The organism is Promicromonospora kroppenstedtii (assembly GCF_044389675.1).
GTDB classification, from domain to species: Bacteria; Actinomycetota; Actinomycetes; order Actinomycetales; family Cellulomonadaceae; genus Promicromonospora; species Promicromonospora kroppenstedtii.
This window is the reverse complement of sequence record NZ_JBIRYI010000008.1, coordinates 295,477-306,224: the sequence shown is the minus strand read 5'-3', so window position 1 is coordinate 306,224 and position 10,748 is coordinate 295,477. Positions and strand designations below refer to the sequence as shown.

Annotated in this window: 12 protein-coding genes; 8 read left to right on the top strand and 4 right to left on the bottom strand. The window is 74.0% G+C overall.

The genetic code is table 11. The features are described 5' to 3' along the window. Window positions 1-86 precede the first annotated feature (86 nt). Window positions 87-710 (bottom strand): TetR/AcrR family transcriptional regulator, encoded by a 624-nt coding sequence (locus ACH47X_RS15215; RefSeq protein ID WP_397405444.1) that lies wholly within the window; start codon window positions 708-710, stop codon window positions 87-89. A gap of 101 nt (window positions 711-811) precedes the next feature. On the opposite strand from ACH47X_RS15215, the gene paaA reads away from it, so the two are divergent. The 6 genes from paaA to ACH47X_RS15185 all read left to right on the top strand — a co-directional run bounded on the left by paaA (window position 812) and on the right by ACH47X_RS15185 (window position 5,425). Next, on the top strand, window positions 812-1,798 hold the full coding sequence (gene paaA / locus ACH47X_RS15210; protein ID WP_397405443.1) for a 1,2-phenylacetyl-CoA epoxidase subunit PaaA: 987 nt from the start codon (window positions 812-814) through the stop codon (window positions 1,796-1,798). Further along, the gene (gene paaB / locus ACH47X_RS15205) at window positions 1,795-2,094 is read left to right on the top strand and encodes a 1,2-phenylacetyl-CoA epoxidase subunit PaaB (RefSeq protein ID WP_036965458.1); all 300 of its coding nucleotides are present in this window, start codon (window positions 1,795-1,797) and stop codon (window positions 2,092-2,094) included. Before paaA ends, paaB begins: the two co-directional genes overlap by 4 nt. A 64-nt stretch (window positions 2,095-2,158) precedes the next feature. After that, a complete protein-coding gene (gene paaC, locus ACH47X_RS15200) occupies window positions 2,159-2,986 on the top strand; it encodes a 1,2-phenylacetyl-CoA epoxidase subunit PaaC (protein WP_397405442.1) in 828 nt (275 codons plus the stop codon). 8 nt (window positions 2,987-2,994) lie between these two features. Then, window positions 2,995-3,528, top strand: a complete 534-nt coding sequence (gene paaD / locus ACH47X_RS15195) for a 1,2-phenylacetyl-CoA epoxidase subunit PaaD (RefSeq protein WP_397405441.1) — start codon at window positions 2,995-2,997, stop codon at window positions 3,526-3,528. Further along, the gene (gene paaE, locus ACH47X_RS15190) at window positions 3,528-4,658 is read left to right on the top strand and encodes a 1,2-phenylacetyl-CoA epoxidase subunit PaaE (RefSeq protein ID WP_397405440.1); all 1,131 of its coding nucleotides are present in this window, start codon (window positions 3,528-3,530) and stop codon (window positions 4,656-4,658) included. The genes paaD and paaE overlap by 1 nt, the downstream gene beginning before the upstream one ends. Further along, window positions 4,655-5,425, top strand: coding sequence for an enoyl-CoA hydratase/isomerase family protein (locus tag ACH47X_RS15185; RefSeq protein ID WP_397405439.1), 771 nt, complete (start codon window positions 4,655-4,657; stop codon window positions 5,423-5,425). The genes paaE and ACH47X_RS15185 overlap by 4 nt, the downstream gene beginning before the upstream one ends. Before the next feature lie 13 nt (window positions 5,426-5,438). Here ACH47X_RS15185 and ACH47X_RS15180 read toward each other — a convergent pair whose 3' ends face one another. Genes ACH47X_RS15180 through ACH47X_RS15170 form a run of 3 tightly spaced genes read right to left on the bottom strand, consistent with a single transcriptional unit; the run spans window position 5,439 to window position 9,006 of the window. After that, the gene (locus ACH47X_RS15180; protein WP_397405438.1) at window positions 5,439-6,872 is read right to left on the bottom strand and encodes a dihydrolipoamide acetyltransferase family protein; all 1,434 of its coding nucleotides are present in this window, start codon (window positions 6,870-6,872) and stop codon (window positions 5,439-5,441) included. After that, window positions 6,869-7,870: an alpha-ketoacid dehydrogenase subunit beta gene (locus tag ACH47X_RS15175; RefSeq protein WP_397405448.1), complete on the bottom strand. Its 1,002-nt coding sequence runs from the start codon at window positions 7,868-7,870 to the stop codon at window positions 6,869-6,871. The genes ACH47X_RS15180 and ACH47X_RS15175 overlap by 4 nt, the downstream gene beginning before the upstream one ends. After that, window positions 7,870-9,006, bottom strand: a complete 1,137-nt coding sequence (locus ACH47X_RS15170) for a thiamine pyrophosphate-dependent dehydrogenase E1 component subunit alpha (RefSeq protein ID WP_397405437.1) — start codon at window positions 9,004-9,006, stop codon at window positions 7,870-7,872. Before ACH47X_RS15170 ends, ACH47X_RS15175 begins: the two co-directional genes overlap by 1 nt. Window positions 9,007-9,137: 131 nt before the next feature. Here ACH47X_RS15170 and ACH47X_RS15165 point away from each other — a divergent pair, with 131 nt between their 5' ends. Both ACH47X_RS15165 and ACH47X_RS15160 read left to right on the top strand, forming a co-directional pair. Continuing rightward, window positions 9,138-9,605, top strand: coding sequence for an Lrp/AsnC family transcriptional regulator (locus ACH47X_RS15165; protein ID WP_397405436.1), 468 nt, complete (start codon window positions 9,138-9,140; stop codon window positions 9,603-9,605). A 35-nt stretch (window positions 9,606-9,640) separates the two neighbouring features. After that, window positions 9,641-10,639 (top strand): LacI family DNA-binding transcriptional regulator, encoded by a 999-nt coding sequence (locus ACH47X_RS15160; protein ID WP_397405435.1) that lies wholly within the window; start codon window positions 9,641-9,643, stop codon window positions 10,637-10,639. The last annotated feature ends 109 nt before the right edge of the window (window positions 10,640-10,748 follow it).

Here is a 10,748-nt window from a genome sequence, read left to right as displayed (position 1 = left end):
GCAGTGAAGAACTAGACAGCTCCACTAAGCCAGGAGGCCTCCTTGCGTTACAAGCCGAACGTCACCAACGTCATGGCCGAGTACACCTAGGCGCGCAGACCGTCGAACGCCATGGCGACGACGGCGTCGGCGAGCTGGTCGGCACCGAGCCCGCCGCCGGGGCGGTACCACTCGACCAGGGAGTTGACCATGCCGAAGAGCAGCCGGGTCGCCGTGCGCGCGTCGACGTCGGACCGCAGGGCGCCGTCGGCCACCGCCTCCTCGACCAGCCGCGCCACCGCGTGGTCGAACTCGCGCCGGCGCGCCAGCGCCTCACGCTCGACCTCGGTGTTGCCGCGGAGCCGCAGCAGGAGCGTGACGAACGGCAGCTCGGCCACGAGCACCCGCACCGCGCCGCGGAGCACGCGCTCCAGCCGGTCCAGCGCACTCGCCGCCGGGTCGGGCTCGTCGAGGAGCCGCTCCAGGTTGCCGAGGGCACGCTCCAGCGCGAGCCGCAGCAGCTCCTCCTTGCCGCTCACGTGGTAGTAGATCGCGGACTTGCTGGTGCCGAGACGCTCGGCGAGCGTGCCCATCGACGTCGCGTCGTAGCCGCGCTCGTTGAACGCCTGGACCGCCACCGACAGCACCGCGTCCAGGTCGTACGCCACGCGCCCGGCGCGCCCGTTGCCGCCGCGTCGGGCGGGTGCGGAGGCGCCGTCGGGTTCGTCCATGCGAGCCAACCTAACCGACCCGGCGGGCATTGCCGCCGCGTCCAGCCCGGTGCTAGCCTGACTGAACGATCGGTAAGTAGGACTCCAGCGCAGGAGGCGGCATGCCCGCAGAAGACCCGCCCACGGCTGATCCCGCGGCCGCCGCACACGAGGCCGCGCGGCTCGCGGCATTCGACGCCCTCATCGCCGACGACAAGCGGATCGAGCCCACCGACTGGATGCCCCCGGCGTACCGCAAGGCGCTCGTGCGGCAGATGTCGCAGCACGCGCACTCCGAGATCATCGGCATGCAGCCCGAGGGCAACTGGATCACGCGCGCGCCCAGCCTCAAGCGCAAGGCGATCCTCATGGCCAAGGTGCAGGACGAGGCGGGGCACGGGCTCTACCTCTACTCGGCGGCCGAGACGCTCGGCACCACCCGCGACGAGATGCTCGACGCGCTGCACTCCGGCAAGGCCAAGTACTCCTCGATCTTCAACTACCTGGCTCCCTCCTGGGCCGACATGGGCTCGATCGGCTGGTTGGTGGACGGGGCCGCGATCGCCAACCAGGTGCCGCTGTGCCGCGCGTCCTACGGGCCGTACGGGCGGGCGATGGTGCGCATCTGCAAGGAGGAGTCGTTCCACCAGCGGCAGGGCTTCGAGATCCTGCTGGCCCTGATGAACGGCACCGACGAGCAGCGGGCGATGGCGCAGGAGTCGGTGAACCGCTGGTACGCGCCGGCGCTGATGATGTTCGGCCCGCCCGACGCCGAGTCGCCCAACTCGCGGCAGAGCATGGCGTGGAAGATCAAGCGCTTCTCGAACGACGAGCTGCGCCAGCGGTTCGTCGACATGATCGTGCCCCAGGCCGAGATCCTCGGGATCACGCTGCCCGACCCGGACCTGCGCTGGAACTCCGAGCGCGGGCACCACGACTTCGGCGAGCTCGACTGGGCCGAGTTCCACGACGTGCTGCACGGGAACGGGCAGGCCAACTCGCTGCGCCTGGCCAAGCGCCGGGCCGCGCACGCCGAGGGCGAGTGGGTCCGGGAGGCCGCCCGGGCGTACGCCGAGCGCACCGCGACGAGCGAACGGATCGCCTCATGACCGCAGAGCCCCGCCGGGAGACCTGGCCGCTGTGGGAGGTCTTCGTGCGCTCGTCGCGCGGGCTGTCCCACGTGCACGCCGGGTCGCTGCACGCGCCGGACGCCGAGCTGGCCGTGCGCAACGCCCGCGACCTCTACACCCGCCGCAGCGAGGGCGTCTCGATCTGGGTCGTGCCCGCCGCCGCGATCACGGCGTCCGACCCCGACGCCAAGGACGCCTATTTCGAGTCGCCGCGCGGGAAGGACTTCCGGCACGCGACCTACTACACGGCCTCCCAGGCCGTGCCGCACCTCTGATCCCCGCACCCGCGGATCCAGCACCCGCTGGTCCTGCAACCACCCGACGCTCGATGGAGAGCCGATGCCGAACCCGCCCCAGCCCTCGTCCGCGGTCCTCACGCCCGAGGCGATCGCCGCCTCGGTGACCGAACGGGACGACCCGGTCCGCGCCGCCGACGACGTCGCGCGGTACGCGCTCGGCCTGGGCGACGACGCCCTGGTGCTCGCGCAGCGCCTGGGCTCGTGGATCGCGAACGCCCCCGAGCTGGAGGAGGACGTGGCGCTCGGCAACATCGCGCTCGACACGCTCGGGCATGCCCGCAGCCTGCTGACCTACGCCGGGTCGGCGTGGGACCAGACGGAGGACGACCTGGCGTACTTCCGGGACGAGGCCGACTTCCGGTGCCGGCAGATCTTCGAGCGGCCGAACGGCGACTTCGCGTGCACGATCGTGCGCCAGCTCGTGGTCTCGGCGTACTTCACGGCGCTGTACCGCGGCCTGGCCGGCAGCGCCGACGCCACCCTGGCGGCGATCGCGGCCAAGGCCGTCAAGGAGGTCGCCTACCACCTGGACCACACCACGCTGTGGACGGTCCGCCTCGCGCTGGGCACCGAGGAGTCGCGCCGGCGGACACTGGCCGGGCTGGAGGCGGTCTGGCCCTTCGTGGACGAGCTGTTCGCCGCCGACCCGGCGGCCGACGCGGTGCCCGACGCCGCCGTGGCGCCCGCCGGCCTGCGCGAGCCGTTCGACGCCCTGGTGCTCCCCGTGCTCGCGCGCGCCGAGCTGGACGTGCCGGCCGCGCCCGCGCTGCGCGGCGGGGGCCGCCTCGGCGTGCACTCCGAGGCGCTGGGCCCGCTGCTCGCGGAGATGCAGGTGCTGGCCCGCCGGCATCCGGGGGCGGTGTGGTAACGCGCGGCATGGTGACGGGCGCCGTCGGCGCTCCCGTCGAGCAGGTCGCCCGGCCCCGCCCGGCGGCGGGACCGGAGCGCGCGGCGTGGGACGCCGCGGCCGCCGTGACCGACCCGGAGGTACCGGTGCTGTCCATCGAGGACCTGGGCGTGCTGCGCGGCGTGCGGTTCGTGGACGGGGCGCCGGTCGTGGACATCACGCCCACCTACTCGGGCTGCCCCGCCGTCGACGCGATCCGGGACGACGTCGTGGCCGCCCTCGCCGAGCACGGGTTCCCCGGCGCCCGCGTGAACGTGGTGCTCTCCCCCGCCTGGACCACCGACTGGATGAGCGAGGCCGGCCGGCGCAAGCTCGCCGAGCACGGGATCGCGCCCCCGGCCCGGCGCGCGGGCGGCGTCGTCCCGCTCGACCTGGGCATCCGGTGCCCGCGGTGCGGGTCGCTGCACACGCGCGAGCTGACGCGGTTCGGGTCGACGTCGTGCAAGGCGCTGTGGGTGTGCAAGCGCTGCGGGGAGCCCTTCGACCACTTCAAGGAGCACTGATGCCGCTCGCCGACGCGCCCGTGCCGGCCGCGCCCACGCGGCGCCGGGCCCGGTTCCACCCGCTCACCGTGGCGGCCGTGCGGCCGCTGACGGCGGACGCGATCGAGGTGACGTTCGAGATCCCCGACGAGCTGGCCGAGGCGTACACCTATGCGCCGGGGCAGTACATCGCCGTCCGCGCCCGGGTGGGGGGCGAGGAGGTGCGCCGCACCTACTCGATCTGCCAGGCGCCGGTGGCCGGGTCGCTCAAGGTGGGCATCAAGCGCGACATGGGCGGGCTGTTCTCGCCGTGGGCGATCGACCACCTCGCGCCCGGGATGACGCTGGACGTGATGAGCCCCGAGGGCCTGTTCGTCTCCCACCGCCCGCCGGGTACCGGCGGGCGAGTGGTCGGCATCGCGGCGGGCTCCGGCATCACCCCGATGATGTCGCTCGTGGAGCACACGCTGGGCTCCGCGCCGGACAGCACGTTCGACCTGGTCTACTCCAACCGGACCACGACGGACACGATGTTCGTGGACGAGCTCGCCGACCTCAAGGACCGGTACCCCGCCCGGCTGGCCCTGCACCACGTGCTCACCCGCGAGCGCCGGGGCGCCGAGCTCCTGTCGGGCCGGCTCGACGCCGAGCGGCTGCGCCGCATCATGACGTCGCTGATCGGGCCCGCCGACGTCGACGAGTGGTTCCTGTGCGGGCCGTTCGAGGTGGTGCAGGCGTGCCGCGCGGTGCTGACGGACCTGGGGGTGCCGCCGGAGCGCGTGCGGCACGAGCTGTTCACCACGGGTCGCCCCGACCGGCCGACGGCGCCACGAGGCACCCCGCCGGCCGGGGGCGCCCTGGACGAGGAGTCGCACTCGATCTCGTTCCGCCTCGACAGCACGACGGCGACGGTGACCACCCCGGCCGGCGCGCGCGAGAGCGTCCTCAACGCGGCGCTCCGGGTACGCGGTGACGTGCCGTTCGCGTGTGCGGGCGGCGTCTGCGGCACCTGCCGGGCCAAACTGGTCTCGGGCACGGTCGAGATGGCGGAGAACTACGCCCTCGAACCGGAGGAGCTGGCCCGCGGGTACGTGCTGACCTGTCAAGCGATCCCCACCAGCAAGGAGATCTCCGTGGACTACGACTCATGATCACGCTGACCGTCGAGGACGACGTCGCGGAGGTGGTGCTCGACGCCCCGGGCAGGCTCAACGCCCTGGACGAGAGCGCGCTGGCCGACCTGGACGACGCCTACCGCGAGGCCGAGGCGGCCGGGGTGCGGGCGCTGCTGCTGCGGGGCGAGGGCCGGGCGTTCTGCGCGGGCCGGGACATCTCCGCCGTCGACCCCGCCACGGACGACGCCCTGGGCTACCTGCGCAACCGGGTGACCCCGCTGCTCTGGCGCATGGCCGCGTTCCCGGCACCGACGTTCGCGGCGGCGCACGGCGCGTGCCTGGGCGTGGGCCTCGGCCTGCTGATCGCGACCGACGTCGTCTACGTGGCCGACGACGCGAAGATCGGCTCGCCGTTCGCGAACCTCGGGGCCACGCTCGACTCGGGCGGGCACGCGCTGTTCTTCGACCGCCTGGGCGCGCACCGTACGCTCGACCTGGTCTACACGGGCGAGCTGATGAGCGGGGCCGAGGCGGTCGCCGCCGGCCTGTTCTCCCGGTCGGTGCCGGGGCCGGAGCTGCTCGAGTTCACACGGACCCGGGTGGAGCGGGTGGCGCAGGGGCCGACCAGCGCCTTCCTGGCCTCGAAGAGCCTGGTCACGGAGCTGCGCGACGAGCGAGTGGCGTTCTGGTCCGCGGTGGCGCACGAGAACGAGGCCCAGGGCGCCCTGAGCGAGACGGATGACTACCGGGAGGGCTTCGCGGCCTTCCAGGAGAAGCGCCCGCCCCGTTTCACGGGGCGCTGAGCCGGGGCGGGCGTCACAGGCGGACCAGTGCTGGGAGCGGGTTCTCGATGGCGTCGGCGACCTGGCGCATGAAGCCCGCCGCCGTCGCCCCGTCGCAGACGCGGTGGTCGAAGACGAAGGACATCTGGGTGATCTTGCGCGGCACGATCTGCCCGTCCACGACCCACGGCCGGTCGATGACGCGGCCGAACCCCAGGATCGCGACCTGCGGGTGGTTGATGATCGCGGCGCTGCCGTCGACGCCGAGGCTGCCGTAGTTGTTCAGCGTGAACGTGCCGGCGGTCAGTTCCTCGGGCGTGGCCCGGCCCGCACGGGCACGGGTGGTGAGGTCGCGCAGGGCGGCGTCGAGCTCGCGCGTGGTCAGCGCGTCCGCGCCGAGCACGGCCGGGGCGACCAGCCCGGCCTCGCCCTGGACGGCGATGCCGAGGTTGACCGTGTCGGACACGACGATCTCGTCGCGCTCGGCGTCGAACCGCGCGTTGAGCACGGGGTGGTCGGCCAGGGCGGAGACGACGAACCGGGCGATGTGAGCGAGCAGGCCCGGGCCCGGGTCATCGGGCCGGCGGGTGGCCTCGCGCAGCTCCCAGAGGGCGGTGGCGTCGACGTCGACCCAGACCGTCGCCTCGGGGATCTCCGCGCGGCTGCGCGAGAGCACCCGGGACGCCGCGCGCCGGAAGCCGTCGAGCGGGACGCGGTGCTCGCCGGGGGTGGCCGGTGCGGCGCCGGGGGTGCCGGGACCGGCGCCGGCCGGGAGCCCGACCGGGGCCGACGTCGTCCGGACGCGCTCGACCGCGGCGCGCACGTCGGACCGGGTGACGGTGCCGCCCGCGCCCGTGGGCGGGACGGCGCGCAGGTCCAGCCCTGCCTCGCGGGCCAGCCGCCGGACGATCGGGGAGATCACGCGGACGGGACGGCTGTCGTGGGCCTCACCGGGGGCGGGGTGGCCGTCACCGACGGCCGGTACGGCCGGCGACGCCGCGGGGGCCGCGGCGAGCTGCTCGGCCGGCGCGGGGACCGCGAGCGCAGGTACGGCCGGCCGCACCCCGCGCGGCCGGCGACGCCGTCCCGCCCCCGGATGCGCCGACGTCCCGTACCCGACCAGCACGTTCCCGGACCCGGCCTGCTCCTCGGTGCGATAGGCCTCGGCGGCGGGATCGGGCGCCGGATCCGGCGTCGGCCCGGCCTCGGGCTCGCCCTCCGCCGCGATCGTGATCAGCGGCCGCCCCACCTCGACGCACTCCCCCTCGGCGGCGTGCAGCACGCCCACGCGCCCGGCGTACGGGCAGGGCACCTCGACCACGGACTTGGCCGTCTCGACCTCGACCACCGGCTGGTCGACGGCGACGACGTCGCCCGCGGCGACCAGCCACTGCACCACCTCGGCCTCGGTGAGCCCCTCGCCGAGGTCGGGGAGCAGGAACGTCTGCTCGGTCGCGGTGGCCCTCATGCGTCCTCCCACTGCAGGTCGTCGACGGCGTCGAGGATCCGGTCCACGGACGGGAGCTGGAGGTGCTCCAGCTTGGGCGGCGGGTACGGGATGTCGAACCCGGTGACGCGGCGCACCGGCGCGGCCAGCGAGTGGAAGCAGCGCTCGCTCACCCGGGCCGCGATCTCGGAGGCGACGCTGGCGAACCCGGCGGCCTCGGCGACCACCACGGCTCGCCCGGTCGACTCGACGGCCGCACAGACCGTGGCGTCGTCGAACGGCACGATCGAGCGCAGGTCCACGACCTGGAGGCTGCGGCCGTCGCGCGCGGCGGCCTCGGCGGCGTCCAGCGCCACGGGGACGGACGGACCGTACGTGATGAGGGTGGCGTCGGTGCCCTCCCGGCGCACGACGGCCGTACCGATGCCCGGCTCGCCGCCCCCGAAGGAGACCTCGCCCTTGGCCCAGTAGAGCTTCTTGGGTTCGAGGAAGACCACCGGGTCCGGCGAGGCGATCGCGTCGCGCAGGAGCCGGTAGGCGTCCGCGGGGTTCGACGGCGCCACGACGTGCAGTCCGGGCGTGTGCGCGTAGTAGGACTCGGACGAGTCGCTGTGGTGCTCGACGCCGCCTACCCCGCCGGCGTACGGGACCCGGATGACCAGGGGCAGCTCGACGCGGCCGCGGGTCCGGTTCCGCATCTTGGCGATGTGGCTCACGACCTGCTCGAACGCGGGGTACGCGAACGCGTCGAACTGCATCTCGATCACGGGCCGCATGCCGTTCATCGCGAGCCCGACGGCGAACCCCGCGATCCCCGCCTCGGCCAGCGGGGTGTCGAAGCAGCGGTCCTCGCCGAACTCGGCGGTGAGCCCGTCGGTGACCCGGAAGACCCCGCCGAGCGCGCCGACGTCCTCGCCGAGCACGAGCACCGTCGGGTCCTCGGTCATGGCGTCGCGCAGGGCGCGGTTGATCGCCTGGGCCGTGCTGAGCGTCTCGTGCTCCACCGCGGTGCTGGTCATCATCGGGCCTCCGCTCGGTTCGACGCGTCCGCACTCGGTTCGTCCCTGCTCGGCTCGTCCCTGCTCAGCTCGTCCCTGACCTGCGCGAGCTGCTCGACGAGCTGCGGCGTCGGCCTGGAGTAGACGTGGGCGAACAGGTCCGCGGGGTCGGGCACGACGTCGACGTTGATGCCGTCCCGGGTTTGCCGCGCGAGCCGCTCGGCCGCGTCGGCGTGCGCGGCGGCCCGTGCGTCGTCGAGCAGGCCCTCCGCGCGCAGGTAGGCGTCCAGCCGCAGCAGCGGGTCGCGGTCCGCCCAGGCCGCGACCTCGGCGTCGGTGCGGTAGCGGGTCGCGTCGTCGGCGTTGGTGTGGGCCTGCAAGCGGTAGGTCCGGCCCTCGACGAGCTGGGGCCCGGCCCCGGACCGCGCTCGCTCGACCGCCGCGGACAGCACGGACAGCAGCGCAGCGAGGTCGTTGCCGTCCACCAGCTCGCCGGGCACGCCGTAGCCCACGCCCTTGTGCGCGAGCGAGGGCGCGGCGCTCTGCCGGGACAGCGGCACCGAGATGGCGTACTGGTTGTTCTGCACGAAGAACACGACCGGCGCCCGGAAGACCGCGGCGAAGTTCAGCGCCTCGTGGAAGTCGCCCTCGCTCGTGGCGCCGTCGCCGCACATCGCGAGCACCACGGTGGGCTCCCCGCGCAGCCGCCCGGCGTGTGCCACGCCCACGGCATGCGGGAGCTGCGTGGCCAGCGGCGTCGCCAGGGGCGCCACGCGGCGCTCGTACGGGTCGTAGCCCGAGTGCCAGTCGCCCTTGAGCAGCCCGAGCACCTCGACCGGGTCGACGCCGCGCGCGACGGCGGCCGCGGTGTCCCGGTAGGTCGGGAAGAGCCAGTCCCCGTCGCCGAGCACCTGCGCGGCGGCGACCTGGCATGCCTCCTGCCCGTAGGAGGAGGGGTACACCGCCAGCCTGCCCTGCCGTACCAGCACCGAGGACTGCTCGTTGAACCGGCGGGCCGCGACCATGCCCGCCAGGCCGCGGAGCAGGTCGTCGGGCGCGGGCAGCGCGGCACCGTCGCCGGCGGTCGGCCGGCCCTCCGGATCGAGCAGCATGACCGGCTCCCTTGTGGGGAGCATGAGATCTTCGTTGATCACCATGTAGATATACTGGTCAAACTTCCATTCGGATTCCATCAACGGCGAGGATCCGAGAACTCGTCCAGTCATGACCGGGTCACGCGATCCAAATGTCCAGCGCAGAAAGGCCTGAGGGCATGGTGGCGAGACAAGTGGCAGAAGGCCTCGACGACGTCGACCGGCGCATCATCGACGAGCTGCGCCGCGACGGCCGGATGTCCATGCGGACGCTCGCCGAGACGCTGCACATCTCGCGGGCCAACGCCTACGTGCGCGTGCAGCGCCTGGAGTCCACCGGGGTGATCCGCGGCTACCGTGCGGAGATCGACCCGGTGCTGGCCGGGCTGGGCACGTCGGCCTACGTGACGGTCAACCTGGACCAGGCGAAGTGGCGCTCGGTCCGCGAGGAGCTGCGCACTCTGCGCGGCGTCGAGCACATCGGCCTGGTCGGCGGGGAGTTCGACCTCGTCCTGCTCGTCCGCGCCCGCGACAACGCCGACCTGCGGCACCTGATCCTGGACCAGATCCAGGGCATGAACGGCATCGTGAACACCCACACGCTGCTGGTGTTCGAGGAGCCGGTCCCGGCCGGCCCGCCGCCGGCCGCGCCGGCGAGCTGATGCGGCGGGCCACGGCCAGAGGGGACACTGTGTCGATGTCAGCCCGCCAGCCCACCAGCCACGACGTCGCGCGCGCCGCCGGCGTGTCGCAGTCGACGGTCTCCTACGCCCTGTCCGGCAAGGGCACGATCGCGCCGCGCACTCGCGAGCATGTGCTGGCCGTCGCCGCGTCGATGGGCTACCGGCCCAACCTCGCGGCACGGTCGATGCGCACCCAGCGCTCGGGCCGGCTGGCCGTCGTCACCGGGGTGACCGTCGACAACCGGCTGCGGATGCTCACCGGCGCTGCCGAGGTCGCGGCCGAGGCGGGCTACGCCGTGGACACCCACAGCGTGGACGGCACCGCCGAGGCCCGCACCGAGCGCGTCGTCGACCTGGCCCGGGGCGGCCAGGTCGAGGGGGTGCTGACGTTCCTCCCCGTGGTCCCCGAGGCGCTCCACCTCGACGCCGACGCCGCGCCCGTCGTCGCCGAGCCCGCCCTCGACGAGCAGCTGCGCACCACCGGCGAGCTCGCCGACGCCGGGCTGCTCGGCACCGTCATCGCGGCCCTCGTCGAGGCGGGCCACCGGCGGTTCCTGCACGTGGCAGGACCCGAGCGCTTCGCGTCGGCGCGCTCGCGCCGCGACGTCTACCTCGCCGAGGTCGAGCGGCACGGCGTCGAGTCGCTCGGGGTGGTGGGCGGCGTCTGGTCCCCGGAGGCCGGTCGCGAGGCCGTGCTCGCCCTGCCCGACGACGCGCCGCCGCTCGCCGTGATCGCCGCCAACGACCACGTGGCGCTCGGGGTGCTGCGCGGGGCGGCGGAGCGCGGCTGGTCGGTACCGGGCGACCTGGTGGTCACCGGCTGGGACGACGCCGACTTCAGCGCGTACACGATGCCGTCGCTCACCACGATCCCCGTGGACTTCGTCGAGGCGGGGCGGCGCGCGATGCGTCGGCTGGTCGCCGCCGTCCGCGACGAGGAGGCGCCCCCGCCGACCGCGCCGCTGCAGCGGGTGGTGTGGCGGGAGTCGACGGGAGACCTGACCCGCCCTTGACATCCCGCGCGCCGGACATGACGATGATGAACCGTCGCATCATACGTATGATGCGACCTGCGACGCCGCACCGCCTCCGCGCGAACGGCGCCGTTGCCGTCGTCGTCCA

Bases quoted from the DNA above. Each gene is read 5' to 3' on its own strand.
- paaB (WP_036965458.1), top strand. From the start codon at position 1,795: ATGACCGCAGAGCCCCGCCGGGAGACCTGGCCGCTGTGGGAGGTCTTC.
- paaC (WP_397405442.1), top strand. From the start codon at position 2,159: ATGCCGAACCCGCCCCAGCCCTCGTCCGCGGTCCTCACGCCCGAGGCG.
- paaE (WP_397405440.1), top strand. From the start codon at position 3,528: ATGCCGCTCGCCGACGCGCCCGTGCCGGCCGCGCCCACGCGGCGCCGG.
- ACH47X_RS15160 (WP_397405435.1), top strand. From the start codon at position 9,641: ATGTCAGCCCGCCAGCCCACCAGCCACGACGTCGCGCGCGCCGCCGGC.
- ACH47X_RS15175 (WP_397405448.1), bottom strand. From the start codon at position 7,870: ATGACCAGCACCGCGGTGGAGCACGAGACGCTCAGCACGGCCCAGGCG.
- paaA (WP_397405443.1), top strand. From the start codon at position 812: ATGCCCGCAGAAGACCCGCCCACGGCTGATCCCGCGGCCGCCGCACAC.
- ACH47X_RS15170 (WP_397405437.1), bottom strand. From the start codon at position 9,006: ATGGTGATCAACGAAGATCTCATGCTCCCCACAAGGGAGCCGGTCATG.
- ACH47X_RS15185 (WP_397405439.1), top strand. From the start codon at position 4,655: ATGATCACGCTGACCGTCGAGGACGACGTCGCGGAGGTGGTGCTCGAC.
- ACH47X_RS15215 (WP_397405444.1), bottom strand. From the start codon at position 710: ATGGACGAACCCGACGGCGCCTCCGCACCCGCCCGACGCGGCGGCAAC.
- paaD (WP_397405441.1), top strand. From the start codon at position 2,995: ATGGTGACGGGCGCCGTCGGCGCTCCCGTCGAGCAGGTCGCCCGGCCC.
- ACH47X_RS15180 (WP_397405438.1), bottom strand. From the start codon at position 6,872: ATGAGGGCCACCGCGACCGAGCAGACGTTCCTGCTCCCCGACCTCGGC.